Below are 22,600 nucleotides of genomic sequence, written 5' to 3' on the forward strand. Positions count from 1 at the left end.
GTGTGAACGCCTACCGGTTGATCACGAAGGCCGAGCCGGGTTCGATCCGCACGTCACCTTCCGCCGAACCGGTGATGGTGACGTTCGACAGGGTGGCGCTGCCCCGGGCCCCGCTCATGGCGAGGATGCCGGAACCGTTGGCCGACTCGCTGATGGTGACGTCCGAGATCCGCACGTCCGGCATGACGCCACCGCCGGTCTTGAACTGGATCCCGTCGTAGGTCGAGTCGTGGATGTCGGTGTCCCGGATCACCACGCCGGGGATGTCGGGGCCCTGGGCGAACAGGGTGATCGCGCCGAACTCCTGGTCCTCGTTCCAGAAGGCGCCGCCGGTGCGGTACAGCCCGTTGCCGGCGATCAGGGTCTGCCCGGAGAACGGCGTCGGGTCGTGGTCGGTGGCCAGCATGATGCCGGGGTAGTTCATCGTGTCGTACACGAGGTTGTTCTCGATCGTGTTCCCGTGTCCGCCGTAGACGGCGATGCCGTTGGCGCGCCAGGGCAGTTGGACGGTGTTGTTGCGGAAGTGGTTGTCATGGCCGGTGTCGGTCGCCGGGTTCTTGACGTACTTGCTCGACCAGACGGCCAGCGCGTCGTCGCCGGTGTTGCGGAACGACGAGTTCTGCACCGTGGAGTCGTGACTGCCGTTGGTGAGGTTGATGCCGTCCGCGTAGGTGTCGCGGATCCGCATGCCGGTGAACTCCAGTCCGTCGGCGGGGTTCCACAGCTCGGGGATGTTGGAGTAGTCGCGGCCCACCCAGACGCCGACGTTGGCGTGCTCGATCCACACGTTGCTGATCTTCGTGTTCCTGCCGAAGCGTCCGTTGAGGCCGACGCCGCCCTCGGCTCCGCCGTCGCCGCCCCGGATGGTGCCCGAGCCGAAGATCGCGATGTCGGAGATCCTCGTGTTGTCGTCGATGTCGAAGCCGAAGTTGCCCTCGTGCGGGTGGTTGATGCCGCCCGCCTGGTGCGGGGGCGTCAGGGTGTACAGCTGGGAGTGCCACATGCCGGCGCCCCGGACGGTGACGTCACGGATGCCGACCTGGTTGAACTGCCCCCGGTCGAGGGGGTCGTCGGTGAGGATCTTCTGTTCCTGGCGCCACTGTCCGGCCGGGATCCACACGCAGTCGATCTCGCCCCGCTGGTCGGCGGTGACGGCGCGCTGGATGGCGGCGGTGTCGTCGATGCCGTCGTTGGGGACGGCGCCGTACTCGGTGATGGACACGCACCCGGCCGGTTTCCCGGCGGGCGGGGCCACCTGTTCCAGATCGATCAGGTCGACGACGTAGTAGGCGGCGCTGTCGTCGGCGTCGCGCTGGAGCCGGAACACGGTGCCCGCGGGGTAGGTGGCGTCGAGCAGCGCGTGGGACTCGTCGAAGAGGCGGCGCGCGTCGGCCTGCGGGGTGTTGGTGAGTCCCTCGGGGTCGTCGGTCCTGCCGTACAGCCAGCTGTGCTTGGAGCTGAGGCCGAGCTTGCGGACGAACGTCCCGTCGGCGTAGAGGCTGAGGGTGGCCTCGGTGCCGCCGCCGCCCGGGGCGTCGGGGATGGAGTTGCGCACGACGACCGAGTTGGTGGCTCCGGTGGAGGTGAACTCGACGTACTGGCCGGTGGCGTCGAGCCGGACGGACGCGCGGCCGGAGGACTCGGTGGCGAAGTTGGTGTGTCCGAAGGTGCGCTTGGCGTCGGCGGTCAGGAGGGTGCCCCGGTAGGTGCCGTCCTCCGCCTCGTACTCGGTGTACGGGACGGCGGCGCCGCGGCCGACGACGAGGGAGCGGCTGAGGACGTTGTTGGTCTCGTCGGTCTCGGTGACCGTGTTCGTGGCGTCCGCGGTGGCGGTGAGGACGGCGGGCCCCGCGGTGGCGGTCCAGGTGCCGCCGGTCGCCACCTCGGCGGTGGCGCCCGCGGCGATCGCCCCGGTGGTGCCGTCGAGGGTGCGGCCGGCCACGGTGAGGCGGGTGACCGAACCCGCCGGGGCCGGTGAGGTGCCCCGGTTGTGCACGGACACGGTGAAGGACACCGGCGCTCCGGCGGCCGGGGTGGCCGGGGTGGTCCGGATCGCGGTGACCTCCAGGTCGGGCCCGGGGCTCTGAGCGACGGTCAGCCGTTCTGAGGCGGTGCGGCTGTTGTTGGTCTCGTCCAGCTCAGGGACGGTGTCCGTGGGGTCGACCACGGCGGACACGGTGTAGCCGCCCCGGGCGCGGGTGCCCGCGTCGACCGACACGGTGGTGGAGTCCCCGGGGGCGAGCGCGCCGACGGGGGCGCTGCCCACGACGGTGCCTTCCAGGCTGACGTCCACGGTGGCGGCGGCGGTCGGGGCGGTACCGGCGTTGCGCACGGTCGCGCGGACGGTGACGGGGTCCGTCTCGGTGGGGGCGGCCGGCGTCCAGTCCAGGCCGATAACGATCAGGTCGGGGTTGGCCGCGGCGGTGCCCTGGACCTGCAGCTCGGCGACCTGGGCGCCGTATCCGGCGGAGTTGTGGGTGAACCTCAGCTGTACGTCGGCGTACCGGCCGCTCACCGGGATGGTGACGGCGTTGCCGTTGCCGGCCGGGTCGAAGGTGTAGTCGGCGCGGGCCTTGAGCGTGGTGAACGCGCTCGACGACCGGTCGCGGCCGAGGACTTCGATGCTCTGGGTGCGCCTCTCCCACACGGCGTCCGGGTTGAGCCGGACGACCACGCCGGTGAGGTCGGCCTCGGCGCCGAGCCGGACGGTGAGGGTGGCGGGGTGGCCGCCCGACTCCCAGTAGCTGCCGGTCTGCCCGTCGTTGGCGTTGGCTGCCACGAAGGAGTGAATCACGGAGGACGCCTCGATCGGTTTGCCCAGCGCCAGATTGGTCCCGTCGGCCGGTGGCTGACCGGGTCCGCTCCCCGCGTCCTCGCCGTACACCTCGACCTCGGAGAGCTGGGCGGCGTTCCATCCGGTGTTGGCGGTCACCCGCACCCTGAGGTGGCGTACGTCGCGCGCCGGGAAGGCGAGGGTGACGCTGTTGCCCTGTCCGGGGTCGAAGCGGTGGGCGGCGGAAGGCGACAGCGCGGTGAAGGAGCTGCCGTCGGTGCTGCCCTCCACGGCGAGGGTCTGGGTGCGGGCCTCCCAGGCGGCCGGCAGCTTCAGGACGACCTCGTCCACGCTCACCGTGGCACCGAGGTCGATGCGGACGGACTGCGGGAACGCCCCCGACGGGCCTTCCCAGTACGTGAGTTGACTGCCGTCGGTGACATGTGGGGCGGGGTACTCGGGGTGGGACCCGGTGGCCGTGGCGCTTCTGCCGAGCGCCAGATCGGGTCCGCGGACCGCCGTGGCGGCGGCGCCGGCCGTACCGGGTGAGAGGCCGGCGGCGATCAGTCCGGCCAGGAGCAGGCCGGTGATCGTGCGCAGGCCGCAACGCGTGCGTCTCATGAGGTCCTCGTTCCGCGACGGGTGCCGGGGCGCGCGGCCACCCGGGCAGCCCGAAGCTCCTGCCATGGATTGCCATCACGCGATTCGACTTTTGCAGATGCTCGTGCGTTTCTTGCGGCTCTCGCATTGAAGTTTCCGGCTCGGGCCCGGCTTGTCAATGGCATGAACACAGCATCCGCAGTGGATCACGGGGGCCTCGCCACCCGTTGGACGTCAACAGCGCACCGCACACGAGAAGAACGAAGGAGAAACGGTCAACCCCGCCCGGCCTTACCATGGCTGGCCACCGGCAGACCACCCGACGAAAGGACACCCACATGTCCGACCATTCGACCGTCGCCACCGATCTCACGTCGCAGTACGTCGCCCAGGTCACCAACGACCTGGAGCGCAACGTCAAGGAGCAGGAGCGGGTCGGTGCCGAGATCGCCGACCTCCAGCAGCAGTTGACCGTGCTCCAGCGGGACCACACCCTGCTGGTGAAGATGCGGCAGGCTCTGGAGGTCGCCACGGCCCCCGCCGCAGCCGCGGCCGCAGTCGAGGCCGCCGAGCCCGTCACGCCCGCGGAACCCGCCGCGTCCGCCACCGGGCCCGCCGCGACGACCGAGGCCGCGGAGGCGGCCGAGCCCGCGACGTCCGCCGAGGAACCGGCCGTGACCGGCGGCGCGACCGTGCCCGCTCCGCGCACCCGCAGCAGCGTCACGTCCGGCGCGGAGAAGCCGAAGCGGACGAGGAAGAAGGCCGCCGCGTCCGCCGGTGCGGCCACGTCCGCCCCGTCGGGGTCGGCGAAGTCGGCGAAGTCGGCGCGCAAGCCGTCCACCGCCAAGCCCGCGGGCAAGCCGTCGGCCACGAAGGCCGCCCGCACGGCGTCGGCGCCGGCGAAGGCGGCCAGGACGAGGTCCACCGCGGCCAGGCCCACCGCGGCCAAGCCCGCCGCGGCGCGTCCGGCCAAGGGCGACACGCCGAAGCTGGTCGACCTCGTCCGCCGGCACCTGGGCGAGCAGAACGAACCGCGCTCGGCGGCGGAGGTCGCCGCGGCGCTGGGCGAGGCGCATCCCGGACGCGGCATCAAGACCACGGTCGTGCGCAGCACCCTGGAAGGTCTGGTGGCCCGCAACCAGGCCCAGCGCACCAAGCAGGGTTCGTCGGTGTTCTACACCACGCCCGACGGCACCGGGCCGGCCCCGGAGCGGGCGGCGGACGCACGCGCCTGAGGCCGGCCGCTCGCGTTCAGGGACGCGTGTGCCGCACCTGGAGCGGCTCGAACGCGACACGGGTGCGGGAGGCGTCCCGCGCCCAGACGACCTCCACGGTCCCGTCCTGCACCAGCACGTCGGTCACCTCCCGCGACAGCCGCGGGGCGTCCGGGTCGGCGGTGAGGGCCGCCAGGCCGACGTGCACCGAGGTGCCCCCGCATCCGCCGGTGAGGCGGGGGACGCGCGCCCACGGGGTCCAGGCCGTGCCCTGCGGGGCGGGCAGCAGCTCCGGGGCCGGCTCGTCCCAGCCGTACAGGCCGTGCAGGGCGGACAGCGACGGCTCCTCCGCGCCGGTGGCCCAGCCGGTGAGGGTGACGCGCGATCCGGGCGGCGCCCCCACCACGCGGTGCACGCGCAGTTCCAGTTGGCCGTGCGCGACGGTGACGCTCTCGACCCGCAGGCCCGGCACCATCGGCGGTCCCTCGGCGAAGACGGGCCGGTGCCAGGAGGCGGCCCAGCCCCAGCCGTCGCCGTGCCCCGCACCCAAGGGGTGGACGCGCCGTCGCACACTGTGCCGTCCGCCCACCTCCACGGACAGGTGGTTGTCGGCGACGTTCCCGCGTGCGGTGGGTCCCGTGCGGGTGGAGTAGGCCTGGCGGCCGTAGTGCGGGTCGTCCCCGGCCGCGGACTCCCCCTCGTGCGGCCGCACATGGTCACTGCCGTGGTTGTGCAGCCGTACGATCCCGTCGGCGCGGGTGGTCTGGAGGAGCAGGCCGGGGCCGGGCAGGGACAGCACGCGGTCGGCCTCCTCCACCGGGGCGGGCTCCTCGGTGTCCGTCCACAAGGGGTGGCCGGCGGGGGCGAGCAGCGCGACGAACGCCTTCGACGCCCAGTACGGCGACGCGGGACCGGAGTACTCCTGGAGGCTCGCCTCGTGCGGGCCGTACCAGCCGAGGGACAGCAGTCCGTCGGCGGTGAGCGCGCCCCGGTCGAGAAAGTGGCGCAGGCTGCCGCTCGCGATGCGGCGGGAGGCGCCCGGGGTGAGCGGGGTGTGTCCCGTCACCGCTCCCAGCGACACGGCGGCGGAGGCGGCGAAGCGGTACGTCAGGGAGCGGCCGTAGTGCAGCGGGGCGCCGTCCGCTCCGAACATCAGGGAGAAGCCGTCCAGGTGGGCGCGCAGGCGTCCGCCATGGTGGACGAGGGCGTCGGTGTCGCCGGAGAGGTGGGCGTCGAGGACCGGGTACAGGTGCAGGGCCCAGCCGTTGTAGTGGTCGAAGGCGCGTCCGTCGCCGTCGGCGTACCAGCCGTCGCCCCGGTACCAGCTCTCCAGCAGCTCCAGCGCGCGTTGCCGGGCGGCGGCGGTCCCGGCGTCGCCCCGGCCGACGGACTCCAGGAACCCGGCGACGGTGTACGGGAACAGGTACCAGTTGTTGGGCGCGGGGGTGTGCCGCAGCGCGCCGCGCAGCCACTCCTCGGCACGGTCCCGCACGTCGGCGTCGAGCTTGTCCCACAGCCAGGGCACGGTGAGCCGCAGGCCGAGCGCGACGGACGCGGACTCGACCATGGGCTGGCCCTGGACGTCGAAGTCGAGGATGCGCGGCCAGGATTCGGTGTCGTCGCGGCCGGGGGCGCGGGTGCCGGCGGCGAGTCCGTCGGCGTACCGCTCCAGCAGGCGGTGGGGGTCGTCGCCCCCGGCGCCCGCGACGCGGAAGGCGGCGGCGAGGAACGTCCGGGCGTAACCCTCCAGACCGTCGGAGCGCACGCCCGACCGGGAAGGGCGGCCGGGCAGGTGCAGCAGGGCACTGCCGGGGGTGGCCCGGCGCCAGGCGGCCGTGAGCAGTCCGTCGGCCACCGCCTCCCAGTGGGCGCGGGTGTATCCGGTGCGGGGACTGAGGTCGTGGTCGTCGGCGGGCAGTTCGAACGGGATGCTCATGCCTGGAAGGCCAGCCTTTCGCGTCGTACGGGATGCAGGAAGCCTTCTCCGCGGGCCCAGCGCGCGATCTCGGAGACGGCCGTGTCGGCGAGCCGGCGCCACTCGTTGCCCTGCGAGCCGGCGAGGTGCGGGGTGAGCAGGACGTGCTCGCAGTCCCACAACGGGTGCCCGGGCGGCAGGACTTCCGGGTCGGTCACGTCGAGCACCGCCCGGACACGCCCGGCCACGGCGGCGTCGGTGAGGGCGTCCTGGTCGAGGACCGCGCCGCGTGCCGTGTTGATGAGTACGGCGTCGGCGCGCATGGAGTCGATGAGTTCACGGGAGACCAGTCCGCGCGTCTCGGGCAGCAGGGGGGTGTGCACGCTGACCGTGTCGCTGCGCCGGAACAGCTCCGCGAGGTCCACGCGCCGCACGCCGAGCCGCGCGGCCTCGGCGTCGTCGACGTAGGGGTCGTGGAGCAGCACCTCGACGTCGTGCGGGCGGAGCAGGTCGATCACCCGGCGGCCGATGAGGGACGCGGAGAGGATGCCGACGGTGCGGCGGTGGTTGCCGACGGTGCGAGGGGTACGCAGCCAGTCGGCGCGAGCGCGGGCGGCGCGGTAGTCGCGGGCGCTCTCCAGCGCCCGTTTGCCGGTGAGCAGGATCATCGCGAGGGTGTACTCGGCGACGGGAACGGCGTTGGCCGCGGCGGCGGACGCCACCTCGATGCCGCGTTCCCAGCAGGCGTCGGTGACATGGCCGCGGACGCTGCCGGCGGTGTGCACGACGGCCCGCAGCCGGGGCGACGCCCGCAGGACGCCGTCGTCCAGGGGCGGGCAGCCCCAGCCGGTGACGAGCAGGTCGACGTCGGCCAGCACCGCGCGGGCGGCGGGGGTGGTGAAGTCGTCCAGCACCGTCGGGGCGAGGTCGCACAGGGCGTCGAGGGCGGCGCGGGACTCGGGGTCGAGGACGGCGGAGGCGACGTCCGGGGCCATGGCGAGGGCGGCGCGGGGGCGGGGGCCGGGCTGGGGCTCGGTCATGTGGTGCGGCAACTCCTTGCGTACGGGGTCACTTCACGGCGCCGGCGGTCAGACCGCTGCGCCAGAAGCGCTGGAGCAGGGCGAAGGCGAGGATCAGCGGCACGACGGCGAGCAGCGATCCCATGATGACCACGGGGTAGTACTCCGGTGAGACCGACGCCGAGCTGTTCCACGCGTACAGTCCGAGGCTGACTGGGTACAGGTCCTGGTCGGAGAGCATCACCATGGGCAGGAAGAAGTTGTTCCAGATGGCGGTGAGCTGGAACAGGAACACGGTCACCAGACCGGGTCCGAGCATCCGCAGCGCGACCCGCGCGTACATGGTGAGTTCGCCCGCGCCGTCGATGCGGGCGGCCTCCAGCACCTCGTCGGGGACGTAGCCCTGGCTGAAGATGCGGCCGAGGTAGACGCCGAACGGGTTGAAGAGAACAGGGATGAACACCGCCCAGAAGGTGTTGACGAGTCCGGCCTCGGAGGCCATCAGGTACAGCGGCAGGGCGAGGACGGTCTGCGGCACCATGACGGCCGCGAGGACCAGCCCGAAGAGCTTCTCCTTGTGCCGGAAGCGGTACTTGTCGAAGGCGTAGCCGCAGGCGACGCTCACCAGGGCGCCGACGGCGGCGCCGAGCACCGCGTACAGCAGGCTGTTGACGTACCAGCGTCCGTACTGGCCGCCGTCCATGGCGAACAGGTTGGTGAGGTTCTGGCCGAAGGAGAAGTCGCCGAGCGACAGCAGGTCGCTGCCGAACAGGGCGTCCCGGCTCTTGGCGGCGGCGAGCACCAGCCACAGCACGGGCAGCAGGGTGTAGAGCACGGACAGGCCGACGACGGCGTTGACGGTGGCCCGGCCCAGCAGGCGGGGGCGCAGCAGGGTGGAGCCGGTGGCGCTCATCGGGCCTCCTCGGCGGTGGAGTTGCGGCTGGTGAGGCGGGTGACGCCGTAGGACAGGGCGATGGTGCACAGCAGCAGGACGACGGAGGCGGCAGCGGCGAGGCTGTAGTTGGTGCGGGTGAAGGCCGCGTCGTAGATGTACATGCTGGGCGAGAAACGGGAGTTGATCATCGGGGAGGACTGGCTGAGCAGCATCGGCTCGGTGAACAGCTGCAGCGCCCAGATCAGGGTGAACATGGCGACCATCACGATGGAGGCCCGCACCAGCGGGGTCTTCACCTGGAGCGCGGTGCGCACGGGTCCCGCGCCGTCGACGACGGCGGCCTCGATCACCTCACGGGGCACGGCCTGGAGGGCGGCGTAGAAGACCACCATGTTGTAGCCGAGGTTGCTCCACAGGGCGATGTTGACGATGGACGGCAGGACGGTGTGCACGCCGAGGAAGTCGATCGTGACGTCGGCGCGGGCGAACAGGTCGACGACCGGGCTGATGCCGGGGGTGTAGAGGTACAGCCAGATGAGGGCGGCGATGATGCCGGGCACCGCGTGCGGCAGGAACAGCCCGAGCTGGGCGAAGCCGCGCAGGCGTACGACGCCGGAGTCGAGCAGCAGGGCCAGCAGGAGCGCACCGACCACCATGAGCGGGATGTAGATCAGGCAGTACAGGGCGACCGTGCCGAGTCCGCCGAGGAAGGTCGGGTCGGTGAGGACGGCGGCGTAACTGCGCAGTCCGACGAAGACGGTGCGTTCGGGGCCGAAGCCGAGTCCGGGCTGGTCGTCGCTGTAGAAGCTGAGGTAGGCGGCGGTGCCGACGGGGATCAGGAAGACGGTGACCAGCAGCAGGAAGAAGGGTGCCATCAGCACGCCGGCGGCGCCCAGCCGGCGGCGCCGGGCGGTCCCGCGGGCGCGGGCGGAGGGGGCGGCGGCGCGCGGGACGGGGGCCCGCACGGTGTGCTCGGTCGTCGCGGTCATGGGGGTGTCACCTGCCTTTCGGGCGGCTCAGGTGCTGCGCTGGGTGGTCGACAGGCCGAGGGCCCTGAGGTCGGGCATGGTGCCGTCCTGGGCAGCGCGCACCGCGTCGGTCAGCGACCCGCGGCCCGCTCCGACCCGCGCGAACGAGTCCTGCATGACCCGGCCGGTGGCGGTCATCCGCGGGCCCCAGACCCAGCCGTCGCGGATCTTGTCCGCCTCCCTCTCGAAGAGGGTGTAGATGTCCTGGCCGCCGTAGTAGGAACGGTCGAAGGCGTCCCGGCCGACGGCGACCAGGGCGGAGGCCGCCGGGTACTGACTGCTGGTGCCGCTGGACAGGCGGGCGCGCAGGGCGTCGGGGTGGGAGACCTGCCAGGCGATGAACTCCATCGCGGCCTCGGGGTGCCTGCTGTCCTTGGTGACGGCGAAGGTGGAGCCGCCGTGGGTGCCGACGGCGGGACGGCCGGTGTCCCACTGGGGCAGCGGGGCGATGCGCCACTGCCCCTTCTGGCCGGGGCGGGCGTTCATCTGGGCGCCCGCGTCCCAGGCGCCGCTGAGCCGGGTGAGGACGAGTCCGCCGCCGATCTGGGCGTCGGACTGCCGGCTCTCGACGGCGTTGACGAAGACCTCGTCGCGGTCGATGAGGTCCTGCCAGTACGCGGCGACGCGCCGGGTCGGGGCGTCGGCGAGGGAGACGTTCCAGGCACCGTCGCGGGTGTCGAACCACTGGGCTCCCGCCTGCCAGGAGTAGGCGGCGAACTGGGTGGCGCCGTCGGTGGGGAAGAGCACGAGCCGCCGGCCCGGCGCCTTGCGGCGTACGACGCGGGCGAGGTCGGCGAACTCGTCCCAGGTACTAGGCACTTCGAGGCCGTAGCGGTCGAACAGGTCGGCCCGGTAGTGCATCACCATCGGCTCGACGTCGAGGGGGACGCTGAACACACGCTCCTGGAAGGTGGTCAGGCCGAACGCCTGCGGCAGCAGCCTCGCCCGCAGCCGGTCGTCGACCAGGTCGGTGATGTCGCGGGCGACGCCGTCGATGGCGAACCCCGGCACCTGCGGGTACTCGATGGTGGCGACGTCCGGGGCGTTGCCCGCGCGGGCGGCGTTGCTGAGCTTGGCGTAGCCGCCCTGCCCTCCGGAGGGGATCTGCTGGAAGTCGACCTGGATGCGGTCGTGGGTGCGGTTGAAGGCGTCGACCACTTCCTGGCTGCCGCGCAGGGCGGACCAGAAGGTGACGCGTACGGCTCTCTTGCTACCGGTGCTGCTGCCTGATGGGGCGTCGTCCGCGCCCCCGCTGCAGGCGCCGAGGGCTCCTGCAAACGGCGCGGCGGCCATCGCGGCGAGCACGGATCGACGGCGGTGTCGACCGGGCATGGCGCCTCCCGCGGCTCCTGGCGTGTCCGGGGACACGGCTGTTCGGGACACGGGAATCGTCGGGGCTCGACCGGTAAACGGTCAATAGATCGATCAGAAGAAGATGAAACGTTCAAACGCTCATTGGTCGGGGTGGGTGGTCAGAGGGCGCGCGTGGAGCCGCGCACGGACAGGGAGGGCAGCAGCTCCACCCTGCGCACCGGGGTCCGCGCGCCCGCCTCCGAGTCAAGCCGCTCGAGGAGGAGTTCGGCGGCGGCCCGCCCGACGTCCGCCTTGGGCGGGGCGACGGCCGTGAGCGGTGTGGTGCCCAGCCCTGCCACCACGTCGTCGTAGGCCACGACGGAGCAGTCCTCCGGCACCCGCACCCCGTGGTCCGCCAGCCGCTGCACCAGCATCAGCGCGTCGACGTCGCCGTGCAGCACGGCCGCCGTGGCGCCCGTACCGCGCAGCACCTCGTGCAGGCCGGCGGTCTCCTCCGCGGTGTACGGCCCCTCCTGGCCGGCCTCGGGAGCGCACAGCGTCCACGCCCACGCCTCGACGAGCGGGTGTGCCCCGGCGATCCGCGCGCACGCCGACCGCAGGGTGCGCGCGGTGGGGCTGTCGTCGCGGGTGGCGAACACGATCCGCCGGTGCCCGAGGCCCACCAGGTGCTCCACGGCCAGGTGGGCGCCGTAGGCGTGGTCGGAGCAGACCGCGTCCATGGCGTGCAGCGGGGTGCCGGGACCGGGGCGCCGTTCCATGAGCACCGCGGGCACCTCCAGCGCGGCGAGCCACGGGTGGTCGGCCTCCTCGTCGGCGAGGGTGCGCCAGCGCGGGGCGAGCAGCAGCCCGGCGGCCCCGTCCTCCAACGCCCGCTCGACGAGAGGCCGTTCGGCGCCGGAGACCTGGGGCGCGATGTGCAGGGCGATGCGCTTGCCGGACGCCTCCAGGACGGAACGGGCGCCGTGCAGGGACTCGTACAGGTAGGTGTGGCGCTCCGGCACGACGACGGCCACGGTGTCGCCGTCCGGCGGGCGCGGCGCGGGAACGTCCCGGGCGGCGAGGGTGGACCGCACGACACCGTGCCCGCGGCGCAGCCGCCCCTCCCGGGCCAGTTCCTCCACGTCCCGTCGCACGGTCACCACCGACACCTCGAGCTCGGCGGCGAGATCGGTCACCCGCGCCGACCCCCGGGACTCCACGGCAGCCAGGATCCGCTGCCTCCTGACCTCGACCGGCTCGCGCATGAGGTCCTCCCCCGCGACGGAATGTTCGTTTGAGCGATACGGGCATCATAACGATCGCTCCGACGGGCGTCCCGGCCCCGCGCGCAGGGGGTCAGGCGTCGCGGGTGCGGATCGTCATGCCCGGGCGGCGGCGGTGGACGGTGAGGTAGGTGAGGCCGTCGTCGCCCGCGGTCAGGGCGCGGGTCGAGCCGTGGGGGAGCCAGGTCAGGGTGCCGGCGGGCAGCGGGTGGTCGCCGTCCGGGGCGTTGAGGGTGCCGTGGCCGGACAGGACCAGGAGGAGGACGTCGAGGTCGGGTTCGCGGTGGGTGTCCACGCGGTGGCCGGACGGCAGGTGGACCACGTTGGCGTCGAGCTGGCGGCCGGACTCGGCGAGCCGCCACAGCGCGCCGGCCGCCGCGTCGTCGACGGCCGCGAGCGCGGCCGTGTCGCAGAGGATGCGGGGCAGGGGTGCTGCCTCGTCGTCCGGTGTTCCGGTGTGCTCCGACGTCATGGTCCGCCGCCGTCCGTCCCCGCGTCCCGGCCGCCGCCGGGTGTCACGCGCTCGCTGTCGTGCGGGAACCTAGCACGCCGCCGGGGGCAGGGCGGCGAGCCAGTCCGTCAGGAGGCGGTTGGTCTCCTCGGGCCGCTCCTGCTGCAGCCAGTGGCCGCAGCCGTCGAGGATGTGGGAGGACACCAGACCGGGCAGCGTGACGGGGAAGGCCGCGATGGCGTCGGCCATCCATGTGGTGGACGCGTCGAGTTCGCCGCCGATGAACAGGGACGGCTGGATGAGCGGAGCGCCGTCGTACTCCGCGAGGTCCTCCCAGTCCCGGTCCAGGTTGCGGTAGCGGGCCAGCGCCCCCCTCGCGCCGGTGCGCTCGAACTCCCCCGCGAACACGTCGAGATCGGTCTCGCCGAGCCAGTCGGGCAGCCGGTCCGCCGGGAAGCGTTCGCGGAGGGTCCCGCCCGGCCCCACGAAGTACGGCGGGGGCGCGTCGGGCCCCGGCATCGTGTCACCGGACAGGGCCGCGTAGAAGCCGGCGAGCCACCCGCGTACGTCGGGCTCGATCTCGGTCTCGGCGCGTCCCGGCTCCTGGAAGTACGAGACGTAGAACTCCTCGTCGCCGCCGACCGAGGCGAAGACCGTGCTGGGCCTCGGGCCGCCGCGCGGCGCGTACGGCACGCTGAGCATGGCCACCGCGCGGAAGATGTCGGGCCGGATCAGGGCGGCGTTCGCGGCGACGGCCGAGCCCCAGTCGTGGCCGACGACGACGGCGGTCCGCTCCCCCAGGGCGTCGACCACAGCGACGGCGTCCGCGACGAGTTCCCGCATACGGAACGCGTCCGTGGCTGCGGGCCGGGAGGAGCGGCCGTAGCCGCGCACGTCGACGGCGACCGCCCGGTAGCCGGCCGCCGCCAGCACGGGCAGCTGGTGACGCCAGGAGTACCAGCTCTCGGGGAAGCCGTGCAGGAGCAGCACCAGCGGTCCGCTGCCCTGTTCCACCAGGTGCGTCCGCCCCGCGGGCGAGGCGACCAGGCGGTGGACCGGGGTTGTCACGGGGCGGGAGGACGTGGGCTCGGGCACGGCTGCTCCAGGGTCGTTCTAGGTGCGCGGACTCCGGGCCGGTGCGGCCCCGAGGTCGTTCCCCGAGCATGGTCCGGTCGGCGGCGGGACGGCGAGCGATGTTGCCGGTTCCGCAAAACGGCCGCCGGCCGACCCCGGTCACGGCCGAGGTTCCGGGTCGGCCCTACGAAGCCGCGGGTCCCGCCCGACCCCGATGAACCCCCGGCCATGGACCCGGCTGCCTTGCCGTCCGTGGGCCCGCCACCGGCCCGTTCCGCCACCGGGCCGTGCTGACGAAGCGCGGTCCGGCGGCGGAGGCGGCCGGCGTGGTGCCGCCGAGGTTGAGAAAGGGACAGCCCGTGGACGACGCCTCGCGCCCGTGTGGACGCCTGCTCCCGCCGTCAGATCCAGCCGCGGGCGGCAGCCTCCACGCCGGCCTGGAAGCGTGTCGTCGCGTCGAGACGCGTCATCAGCGCGGCGATGCGGCGCGTCGCCGTCCGGGTGCTGAGCCCCAGCTGGCGGGCGATGGCCTGGTCCTTGAGCCCGGCGCGGAGCATCGTCAGCAAGGCGACCTCCTCGCTGGTGGGTTTGCTCCTGTCCGTGTCCGGGCCGGGTGTACCGATGGGCAACGCCTTGTCCCAGTACGTCTCGTAGAGTTCGATCAGGGCGTCCAGGAGTCCGGAGGGGTGTACGACGGCGAGGTTGTCGTAGGCGCCGCCGACCAAGGGGACGAGGGCCACGCGGCGGTCGATGATGTGCAGCTTGAAGGGCAGGCTGGGCAGCATCCGGGCCTGCTCGCCGAGTTCGACCATCTCCAGCACCGTCTCGAAGCGGCCCGGACGCCCCATGGACTCCGGGCAGTAGACCGAGCGGAGGTCCACGCCGCGGCGCGCCCAGGCGGCGGTCGACGCCTTCTCCGCCTCGTTGGTGTGCGGGAGACCGTCGGCGCGGTCGTGGTACGGCGGCCGGTCCAGGATCCACAGGTGCGTACTGACCGACTGGTTGAGCTCGTCGATCCGCTGCGCGACGACGTCGCGTCCCGACAGGACCTCCACCAGGCTGCCGGGATCGGTACGCAGCCGGCCCGCCCGGTACTCCTCCTCGAGGTCCTCGACGACCGTCCCCACCGCGGCGAACGCCGCCTCCGCCGCCAGCCGCCGCTGGTTGAGCAGGGCGGTCAGTGCGGTGCCCGGCCCGACGGGCCGGTGGCCTCCGCTGCCGTCAGGGCGCAACAGCCCCATACCGACGAGCCGGTTCACGGCCCGGCGGACACGGTCCGGGGACGCGCCGGCCGTCCTGGCGTACTCCTGCGGGCGGAGGTCCGCCCTGGTGAGGAACGCGCGGTAGACGCCCTCGTCGAACTCGCAGATGCCCAGTGGCTCCAACACGTGTGCGCTCCTCCGATGGCGTGATCCGCCAGATGTCCGAAGACGCCACAAGATTATCTGGACACCGGCCCTTCGGAAGCCGTTCACTTCTGAACCGTTGGATCCCCCGCAGCGCCCCGGACGTGGCCTCCACCCGCACCCCGTCACGCCCACGTGTCCCGTGCTGTCCGGCCTTTCCCCTTCTGGAGGACCGATCTTGGCCCCGAAGTCACGCGTGAGACCGGCCGCCCTCGTGGCGGCCTCCCTCTTCGCCCTGTCCCTGTCGTCCGTCGCTCCCGCCCACGCGGCTCCGCCGTCCGGTCCCACTCCGGTGCCGGTGAAGGACCTGCCCGCGGGCCGTTACGTCGTCACCCTCGCCGACCAGCCGATAGCCGCCTACCGGGGAGGGGTCGACGGCATACCCGGCACCGCCCCCGCACCCGGCGGCAAGGTCGACCTGGCCGACGCCGACGCCGTGCGCTACCGCACGCACCTCACCGGCGAACACCGCGCCGTCGCCGCGTCGGTGGGCGCGCGGATCGAGCGCCACTACTCGGTGGTCACCAACGGCTTCTCCGCCGACCTGTCCGCCACGCAGGCGGCCCTGCTCGCCAAGAGCCCGAGGGTGCTGTCGGTCACGCCGGACACCCTCAACAAGGTCGCCGACGACACGAACTCCCAGGACTTCCTCGGCCTGACGGGGCGACACGGCCTGTGGGAGGCCCTCGGCGGCACCAAGGCGGCCGGCCGAGGCGTCGTGATCGGCGACATCGACACCGGGGTCTGGCCGGAGAGCCGCTCCTTCGCGGCCGCTCCGCTCGGCGCTGCGCCGCCCACCGCCAAGGACCCGTACCGCCCTTACCGCAAGGGTGACAACGTCGTCATGCGTAAGGCGGACGGCGGCACCTTCACCGGGACGTGCCAGACCGGGGAGGAGTTCACCGCCCGCGCCTGCAACAGCAAGCTGGTCGGCGCCCGCTTCTTCGGCGACGCCTGGCTGGACATGGTGCCGCCGGAACGCCGCGCCGACTACGTCTCCCCGCGGGACGGCGAGGGACACGGCACCCACACGGCGTCCACCGCGGCCGGCAACAACGGTGTCGACGTCACCGTCGAGGGACAGCACCTCGGGAAGGTCTCCGGCGTCGCACCGGGCGCCGCCGTCGCGGTCTACAAGGCGTTCTGGACGGGCGCGTCGCCTTCGGACTCCGGTGCCATGACCTCCGACATCGTCGCCGCGATCGACCAGGCGGTCGCCGACGGCGTCGACGTCATCAACTACTCGGCCGGCTCGATCATCGAGACCGGCCCCGACTCCCCCGTCCAGGGAGCCTTCCGCACCGCGGCGGCCGCGGGCATCTTCGTCGCCACCGCGGCCGGCAACGCCGGTCCGGACACCGCCTCCCTTGACAACGTTGCCCCGTGGACGACCACGGTGGCCGCCAGCACCCTGGCGCCCTACGAGGCCACCGCGCGCCTGGGCAACGGCGCCACCTACGTCGGCGGCAGCACCACCGTCCGGTCCGCGCTCGGCCCGAAGCCGCTGGTCCGGTCCGAGAAGGTGAAGACGGCCGCCGCCTCCACGAGCGACGCGGCGCTGTGCAAGGACGGCACGCTGGACCCGGCGAAGGCCGCCGGCACGATCGTCGTGTGCGACCGGGGCGTCAACCCGCGGGTGGACAAGTCCCGGGAGGTCGCACGGGCCGGCGGCGTCGGCATGATCCTGGTGAACACCAGTGACCTCGACACCAGCGGCGACCTGCACGCGGTGCCCACGGTGCACCTCAACACCCCCGACGCCACCGCCGTACGGGCCTACGCCGCAACCGACGGGGCGCAGGCCAGTCTGGTGCCGGGCGGGAACAGCGGGCAGCCGTACCCGCAGATCGCGCCGTTCTCCTCGCGGGGGCCGTCGACGCAGAATGACGGTGACCTGCTGAAGCCCGACATCGCCGCCCCCGGCGTCGGCATCCTCGCCGCGGTGGCGCCCGCCTCCCACCACGGCCACGAGTTCGACATCGAGTCCGGCACGTCCATGGCGACCCCGCACATCGCCGGCCTCGCCGCGCTGTACCTGGCGAAGCATCCCGCGTGGTCGCCGATGGCCGTGAAGTCCGCGATGATGACGACCGCCTCCGCCACCTTGACGGCGAGCGGTGCGAAGAACACCGACGCCTTCGCCCAGGGCGCCGGTCAGGTGCAGCCGGCCGACATGCTCGAACCGGGACTGGTCTACGACTCCACGGAGAAGGAGTGGCTGGCCTACCTCGCGGGGCTCGGCGTCGACACCGGCACGGACGTGAAGGCGGTCGACCCCAGCGACCTCAACTACCCGTCCATCGCGATCGGCCGGATGGTCGGCTCGCAGACCGTGACCCGTACCGTCACCGCGGTGGCCCCGGGCACCTACCGGGCCTCGGTCTCCGTGCCCGGTGTGAAGACCACCGTCAGCCCGTCCGTGCTGCACTTCAGCAAGGCCGGCCAGAAGGCCACGTTCACGGTGACCTTCCAGCTGACGACCGGGCGCTCCGGCGACACGGTCACCGGTGATCTCACCTGGCGGCACGGCCGTACCGAGGTGCGCAGCCCGATCGTGCTGACGCCGTGGAGCCTGATCGCTCCCGACAAGGTGTCCGGTCCCGCGGGGAGCGGCAGCGTCTCCTTCGAGGTGACGCCCGGCTCCACCTCGCTCACCCCGACCGCCCGCGGACCGGTGACGGGCGCTCCGGTCCGCGGCACGGTGTCCACGGACGACCCCGAGGAGTACTTCGAGCTCACCGTGCCGGAGGGCACGGAGGCCGGGCAGTTCTTCGTGACCCCCGACAACCCGGAGGCGAAGCTCAGCATGGTCGTCATCCACGACCCCGGCGACGGGCACAACCCGTCCCTCGTCGGGGACTTGGCACTGGACATGACGCGTCCCGTGGTGAGCGTGCCGACCATGAGACCCGGCACGTACCAGGTCGTGGTGATGACGCTGGGCAGTCAGCCGCAGCTGGGGGACATGACGTTCTCCCTCCAGTCGAACCTGGTCGGCCCGGCCGCCACCCCGGCGGGCGGCACCTTCACCGTGACCCCGCAGCACGCCACCACGAAGCCGGGCGTCCCGCTGACGCTGACCGCGTCGTGGCAGGGAGTCCCGTCCGACCGGCCCGCCACCGCCTACATCGCCTACCCGAACGGTGCCGGCACCCTGGTCACCATCGGCTGACCCCACCGCACATCACGGTGCCGGCCCTCCTCGTGACGAGGGGGGCCGGCCCCGTTCCTCACCGGCCGGCCAGCTGACCGGCGTGTGTCTCGCCGGCCGCAGCAGGCGTCACAGCACGTCGGGCGCGCTCTGACGGGCGGGCTCCGCGGGTTCTGGGTGATCCGGGCCGCTGACCGGGGCTGCGGCCCGCAGCGCCGCTTCGACCCGGCGGTTGCCGGTCATGGTCGCCGTGATGGCGGTCATGGTGAGGAGCAGGCCCGCGGCGGCGTAGAGCGGAGTGCGTACGTCGTAGGCGGTGGCCAGCCAGCCGCCGAGGAAGGCGCCGAGGGGGGCGGCGCACATCGCCAGCATGCGGGAGGTGGAGGCGACCCGGCCCATGAGGTGGGCGGGGACGATCGCCTGCCGCAGGGAGGGTCCGAGCACCATGGTGGCGCCCATGCCGGCTCCGCAGACGGCGAGCGCGAGCCCGGCCAGGTACGGGTTCGGGGCGGCGGCGAGCCCCAGGATGGCGAGTCCTTCGGCTGCGGCTGTGCAGGTCAGTGCGGTGCCGGTGCCGAGTCGTCGGCCGAGGAAGGAGGCGATGCCCGCGCCGAGCAGGCCGCCGGTGGCCTCCGCCGTGAGGAGCAGGCCGAAGCCGAAGGTGCTGATGCCGAGGCGTTCGCGGGCGAAGAGGGCGAGGACGGTCTCCACGGCGAGGAAGGCGATGTTCCCGACCGCCGGGCGCAGTGCGAGGCCGAGGAGCAGCCGGTCCCGGAAGACGTACGAGGCCCCGGCTCGCGCCTGCCGCAGCAGCGACTCGCGAGCCTCTGTCGCGGGCCGGGGCACGGTGGGCAGCGTCCGTACGAGCAGTGCGGAGAGCGCGTACGAGACCGCGTCGGCGAGCAGTGGAACCGATCGTCCGAGCGCGAGCAGGGCGCTGCCCGCGGGTGGCCCGGCGAATCCGGACATGGCGGTCTGGGCGCCGCGCAGGCGGGAGTTGGCGCGCTCCAGGAGTGCGGGGTCGCGGTGGAGGAGATCGGGAAGATAGGCCGTGGCCGCGGTGTCGAAGAAGAGTCCGCCGAGGCCGAGCAGGAAGGCGACGGCCGCGAGCAGCGGAATGCTCAGCATGCCGAGTACGGCCGCCGCCGCGGGTATCGCGAGGAGTGCCGCACGGGCCGCGTCCGCGACCCACATCGTGTGCCGGCGGTCCCAGCGGTCCACCAGCGCACCGCCGAGCACCCCGAACAGCAGCCACGGCAGTGTCCCCGCGGCCGTGACGACGGCGAGCGCCATCGGGTCCCGCGTCAGTGTCAGGGCGATCAGCGGCAGGGCGGCGTGGGTGACGCCGTCGCCGAGTGAGGAGACCGTCTGCGCGGTCCACAGCCGTCCGAACCCGGCCGGCAGCCTTTTGGCGTCAGTCACTCGGTGCCCCCTTCGGTGTACTTCCCTTGGTCGGGTGGAACAGGGCGAAGACGAGCGTCGCGTCCGGCAGCGACGGGTCGGACAGTTCCCGGTACTCGTCCGCCAGTGCCTGCAACCGCGCCCCCAGCTCCGTGAACTGCTCCTCGGTGAGCCGCAGATGTGCCATTCGTACGTGCCGCTCGCCGTCCGCGGGCGATGCCTCGAGGTCCGCCACCGCGTGCCGCATCAGCACGTCGGGGCCTCCCTCGCCCGGGTCCGGCAGCGCGATCGAGCGTGCGGCCATCGCGTAGTACCGCTCGGTGACCCCGCGCACCTTGCGCGTGCGCACCACCTTCACCAGGCCGGCCCGTTCGAGGAGGCGCACGTGGTAGCTGGAGCTTCCCTTGGCGAGGCCGATCCGCTCGGCGATCTGGGTGATCGTCGCGGGCTCGAAGCGGAGCACGGCCATGATCCGGTGGCGCGTGAGGTTGGAGACGGCGCGCAGCTGCTCGTCCGTGGTGACGTGAAACGTCTCGGGGAGGTCGTCGGCAGGCATGAGACCCAATGGTCAACGTTTCTTGACCATTGCGCAAGGGGGTTTCGCAGACCGCCGGAATCCTGGCGAGGGAGGGCGGGACGCGGGTCCGGAGGCTGCCGAGGAAGACCTCGGGGTGCCGGTAGGCGGCCAAGAGGCCGGCGTCCTCGGATTTCCGCGCTGTGCGATGATCCTGGCGGGCCCAGGTGCGCGTGAGCCGCGGTGCCGTCGGCGGGCTCCGGCACACGAGAGGACGGACGGACGTGACCGCGCAGGGACCGGACGGCGGCGGAACGCCGCAGGATCGGGAGGACGGCGTGCCGTCCCTGTCCGACGACGTCTGGCAGCGGTTCCTCATGGACGACGAGCACGCCATCCGGGCCTCCGCCCCGAGAGAACCCTCCGCGCGGCAGCGTGCGTCCGGGCGCACGGCTCAGTCGGCGGCCCGCACCGACGACGGCCCGGGGCGGCGGTACGACGCCCGGGACGCGGTCGGTGACCTGTGGCATCCGGACGACCCCTGGGAGGGCCCGTCCTGGCGGGAGCTGGACGGGCGCGCCCGGATGCGCCGGGTCGGCCGCGTCGTGGGCACGGCCGCCGCGATCGTCCTGGCCCTGGGTGCCTGGTCCCAGCTGTCCACCGGCGCGGGCACCCCGGCCGAGGGGCCCGGCGACAGCGTGCTGCAGCAGTCGGAGGACGCCCCCGCGACGCTGCCCGCGGTGACGTCCCGGCCGGCAGGTCTCACCACACCGTCCGCCTCCGGGATTCCGGCGGGCTGACACGCCGAAGGCCCCGCGCCGGCCACGACGGGCACGGCACGGGGCCGGGGTGCGCCGGTTCAGCCTCCCAGCGCGGTGAGGACCACCGACTTGGCCTCCTCCTGCACCTGGCGGAGGTGGTCGGCGCCCCGGAACGACTCGGCGTAGATCTTGTACACGTCCTCGGTGCCCGACGGCCGGGCGGCGAACCAGGCGTTCTCCGTGCTCACCTTGATACCGCCGATGGCCGCGCCGTTGCCCGGTGCCTCGGTGAGCACGCCGGTGACCGCCTCCCCCGCCAGGGTGTCCGCGGTCACCTGCGCCGGCGAGAGCTTCGCGAGGCGCGCCTTCTCCTCGCGGGTCGCCGGGGCGTCGATGCGCTCGTAGGCGGGCTCGCCGAAGCGTGCGGTCAGTGCGGCGTAGTGCTGGGAGGGCGTCTTCCCGGTGACCGCGGTGATCTCGGACGCGAGCAGCGCCAGGATGATGCCGTCCTTGTCGGTGGTCCACACCGATCCGTCACGGCGCAGGAAGGACGCCCCGGCCGACTCCTCGCCGCCGAAGCCGAGGCTCCCGTCGACGAGTCCGTCGACGAACCACTTGAAGCCGACCGGCACTTCGACCAGGTCGCGCTTCAGGTCGGCGGCGACCCGGTCGATCATCGCGGAGGACACCAGGGTCTTGCCGACACCGGCGCCGGACGGCCACCGCTCGCGGTGCGCGTACAGGTAGCCGATGGCGACGGCCAGGTAGTGGTTGGGGTTCATCAGGCCGGCGTCCGGGGTGACGATGCCGTGCCGGTCGGCGTCGGCGTCGTTGCCGGTGGCGATGTCGAAGCGGTCGCGCTGCCCGATGAGGGACGCCATGGCGTACGGCGAGGAGCAGTCCATGCGGATCTTGCCGTCCCAGTCCAGCGTCATGAACCGCCAGGTGGGGTCGGTGAGCGGGTTCACCACCGTGAGGTCCAGGCGGTGCTGCTCGGCGATCCGGCCCCAGTAGGCGACGGACGCCCCGCCCAGCGGGTCGGCGCCGATACGGACGCCGGCGGCGCGGATCGCGTCCAGGTCCAGCACGTTCGGCAGGTCCGCGACGTAGGTGCCGAGGAAGTCGTACCGGCCGGTCCCGGGCGCGGCGAGGGCGCGGGCGTACGGGATGCGGCGGACGTCCTTGAGGCCGCCCCGGATGATCTCGTTGGCCCGCTCCTGGATCCAGCCGGTCGCGTCCGAGCCCGCGGGGCCGCCGCTGGGCGGGTTGTACTTGAAACCCCCGTCGGCGGGCGGGTTGTGGGAGGGGGTGACGACGACGCCGTCGGCGAGCCCCGTGCCGCGTCCCCGGTTGTGGGTGAGCACGGCGTGCGAGACGGCCGGGGTGGGCGTGTAGCCGTCGGCGTCGTCGATCAGTACCGTCACCCCGTTGGCCGCGAACACCTCCAGGGCGGTGACCCGCGCCGGTTCGGACAGGGCGTGGGTGTCCGCGCCGAGGAAGAGCGGCCCGTCGGTGCCCTGTTCGGCGCGGTACTCGCAGATGGCCTGGCTGGTCGCGGCGATGTGGTCCTCGTTGAACGCGGCCGCCGGCGACGAGCCGCGGTGCCCCGAGGTCCCGAACGTGACGCGCTGCCCCGGGTCGTCGAGGTCGGGGTGGAGCGCGTAGTACGCCGTGACCAGCCGAGCGACGTCGACGAGGTCCTCGGGGCCGGCCGGACCGCCCGCTCGCTCGTGCTGCATGTGCCCACTCCTCCGCAAAGGTCGGTTCTTACGCTTGCGGAGACATCTTTCCCCGCCGGAGCGTCGCCGCGCGAGTGGGCTCG

16 protein-coding genes are annotated in these 22,600 nt (G+C 73.0%); 3 read left to right on the forward strand and 13 right to left on the reverse strand.

Annotated features, from left to right (window positions below; all coding sequences use genetic code 11):
- Positions 1-10 precede the first annotated feature (10 nt).
- On the reverse strand, positions 11-3,394 hold the full coding sequence (locus ACIF8S_RS27710) for a CARDB domain-containing protein (RefSeq protein ID WP_400002588.1): 3,384 nt from the start codon (positions 3,392-3,394) through the stop codon (positions 11-13).
- A gap of 317 nt (positions 3,395-3,711) precedes the next feature.
- On the opposite strand from ACIF8S_RS27710, the gene ACIF8S_RS27715 reads away from it, so the two are divergent.
- Positions 3,712-4,608: a hypothetical protein gene (locus tag ACIF8S_RS27715; RefSeq protein ID WP_400002589.1), complete on the forward strand. Its 897-nt coding sequence runs from the start codon at positions 3,712-3,714 to the stop codon at positions 4,606-4,608.
- A 16-nt stretch (positions 4,609-4,624) separates the two neighbouring features.
- Here the strand turns inward: ACIF8S_RS27715 and ACIF8S_RS27720 are convergent, their stop codons facing one another.
- The 9 genes from ACIF8S_RS27720 to ACIF8S_RS27760 all read right to left on the reverse strand — a co-directional run bounded on the left by ACIF8S_RS27720 (position 4,625) and on the right by ACIF8S_RS27760 (position 14,933).
- Positions 4,625-6,523: a DUF2264 domain-containing protein gene (locus ACIF8S_RS27720; RefSeq protein ID WP_400002591.1), complete on the reverse strand. Its 1,899-nt coding sequence runs from the start codon at positions 6,521-6,523 to the stop codon at positions 4,625-4,627.
- On the reverse strand, positions 6,520-7,542 hold the full coding sequence (locus ACIF8S_RS27725) for a hydroxyacid dehydrogenase (protein WP_400002593.1): 1,023 nt from the start codon (positions 7,540-7,542) through the stop codon (positions 6,520-6,522). Before ACIF8S_RS27725 ends, ACIF8S_RS27720 begins: the two co-directional genes overlap by 4 nt.
- Positions 7,543-7,570: 28 nt before the next feature.
- Complete coding sequence (locus tag ACIF8S_RS27730) at positions 7,571-8,434, reverse strand: carbohydrate ABC transporter permease (protein ID WP_400002595.1); 864 nt, start codon at positions 8,432-8,434, stop codon at positions 7,571-7,573.
- Positions 8,431-9,405, reverse strand: coding sequence for a carbohydrate ABC transporter permease (locus tag ACIF8S_RS27735; protein WP_400002597.1), 975 nt, complete (start codon positions 9,403-9,405; stop codon positions 8,431-8,433). The genes ACIF8S_RS27730 and ACIF8S_RS27735 overlap by 4 nt, the downstream gene beginning before the upstream one ends.
- A 27-nt stretch (positions 9,406-9,432) precedes the next feature.
- A complete protein-coding gene (locus ACIF8S_RS27740) occupies positions 9,433-10,776 on the reverse strand; it encodes an ABC transporter substrate-binding protein (RefSeq protein ID WP_400002599.1) in 1,344 nt (447 codons plus the stop codon).
- 140 nt (positions 10,777-10,916) lie between these two features.
- Positions 10,917-12,002 (reverse strand): substrate-binding domain-containing protein, encoded by a 1,086-nt coding sequence (locus ACIF8S_RS27745; protein ID WP_400002600.1) that lies wholly within the window; start codon positions 12,000-12,002, stop codon positions 10,917-10,919.
- A 91-nt stretch (positions 12,003-12,093) separates the two neighbouring features.
- Positions 12,094-12,492, reverse strand: coding sequence for a hypothetical protein (locus ACIF8S_RS27750; protein WP_400002602.1), 399 nt, complete (start codon positions 12,490-12,492; stop codon positions 12,094-12,096).
- Between the two features lie 69 nt (positions 12,493-12,561).
- On the reverse strand, positions 12,562-13,566 hold the full coding sequence (locus tag ACIF8S_RS27755) for an alpha/beta fold hydrolase (RefSeq protein WP_400002604.1): 1,005 nt from the start codon (positions 13,564-13,566) through the stop codon (positions 12,562-12,564).
- 380 nt (positions 13,567-13,946) lie between these two features.
- The gene (locus ACIF8S_RS27760; protein ID WP_400002605.1) at positions 13,947-14,933 is read right to left on the reverse strand and encodes a LuxR C-terminal-related transcriptional regulator; all 987 of its coding nucleotides are present in this window, start codon (positions 14,931-14,933) and stop codon (positions 13,947-13,949) included.
- 214 nt (positions 14,934-15,147) lie between these two features.
- On the opposite strand from ACIF8S_RS27760, the gene ACIF8S_RS27765 reads away from it, so the two are divergent.
- Positions 15,148-18,123 (forward strand): S8 family peptidase, encoded by a 2,976-nt coding sequence (locus ACIF8S_RS27765; RefSeq protein WP_400002607.1) that lies wholly within the window; start codon positions 15,148-15,150, stop codon positions 18,121-18,123.
- A gap of 108 nt (positions 18,124-18,231) precedes the next feature.
- On the opposite strand, the gene ACIF8S_RS27770 is transcribed toward ACIF8S_RS27765, so the two are convergent.
- Together ACIF8S_RS27770 and ACIF8S_RS27775 are read right to left on the reverse strand one after the other, a co-directional pair.
- A complete protein-coding gene (locus ACIF8S_RS27770; protein ID WP_400002732.1) occupies positions 18,232-19,506 on the reverse strand; it encodes an MFS transporter in 1,275 nt (424 codons plus the stop codon).
- Positions 19,507-19,516: 10 nt separating this feature from the next.
- The gene (locus tag ACIF8S_RS27775; protein WP_400002608.1) at positions 19,517-20,059 is read right to left on the reverse strand and encodes an ArsR/SmtB family transcription factor; all 543 of its coding nucleotides are present in this window, start codon (positions 20,057-20,059) and stop codon (positions 19,517-19,519) included.
- A gap of 242 nt (positions 20,060-20,301) precedes the next feature.
- Between ACIF8S_RS27775 and ACIF8S_RS27780 the strand changes: the two genes are divergently transcribed.
- Entirely contained in the window at positions 20,302-20,817 is a 516-nt protein-coding gene (locus tag ACIF8S_RS27780) for a hypothetical protein (protein ID WP_400002610.1), read from the forward strand.
- 59 nt (positions 20,818-20,876) lie between these two features.
- Here the strand turns inward: ACIF8S_RS27780 and pgm are convergent, their stop codons facing one another.
- Positions 20,877-22,517 (reverse strand): phosphoglucomutase (alpha-D-glucose-1,6-bisphosphate-dependent), encoded by a 1,641-nt coding sequence (gene pgm, locus ACIF8S_RS27785; RefSeq protein WP_400002612.1) that lies wholly within the window; start codon positions 22,515-22,517, stop codon positions 20,877-20,879.
- Between the last annotated feature and the right edge of the window lie 83 nt (positions 22,518-22,600).

The organism is Streptomyces sp. NPDC085937, assembly GCF_044540535.1.
Lineage (GTDB): Bacteria > Actinomycetota > Actinomycetes > Streptomycetales > Streptomycetaceae > Streptomyces.

Coding starts and splice junctions, on each gene's coding strand:
- ACIF8S_RS27750 (WP_400002602.1), bottom strand. CDS start 12,492: ATGACGTCGGAGCACACCGGAACACCGGACGACGAGGCAGCACCCCTG.
- ACIF8S_RS27710 (WP_400002588.1), bottom strand. CDS start 3,394: ATGAGACGCACGCGTTGCGGCCTGCGCACGATCACCGGCCTGCTCCTG.
- ACIF8S_RS27745 (WP_400002600.1), bottom strand. CDS start 12,002: ATGCGCGAGCCGGTCGAGGTCAGGAGGCAGCGGATCCTGGCTGCCGTG.
- ACIF8S_RS27730 (WP_400002595.1), bottom strand. CDS start 8,434: ATGAGCGCCACCGGCTCCACCCTGCTGCGCCCCCGCCTGCTGGGCCGG.
- ACIF8S_RS27735 (WP_400002597.1), bottom strand. CDS start 9,405: ATGACCGCGACGACCGAGCACACCGTGCGGGCCCCCGTCCCGCGCGCC.
- pgm (WP_400002612.1), bottom strand. CDS start 22,517: ATGCAGCACGAGCGAGCGGGCGGTCCGGCCGGCCCCGAGGACCTCGTC.
- ACIF8S_RS27715 (WP_400002589.1), top strand. CDS start 3,712: ATGTCCGACCATTCGACCGTCGCCACCGATCTCACGTCGCAGTACGTC.
- ACIF8S_RS27720 (WP_400002591.1), bottom strand. CDS start 6,523: ATGAGCATCCCGTTCGAACTGCCCGCCGACGACCACGACCTCAGTCCC.
- ACIF8S_RS27740 (WP_400002599.1), bottom strand. CDS start 10,776: ATGCCCGGTCGACACCGCCGTCGATCCGTGCTCGCCGCGATGGCCGCC.
- ACIF8S_RS27725 (WP_400002593.1), bottom strand. CDS start 7,542: ATGACCGAGCCCCAGCCCGGCCCCCGCCCCCGCGCCGCCCTCGCCATG.
- ACIF8S_RS27775 (WP_400002608.1), bottom strand. CDS start 20,059: ATGCCTGCCGACGACCTCCCCGAGACGTTTCACGTCACCACGGACGAG.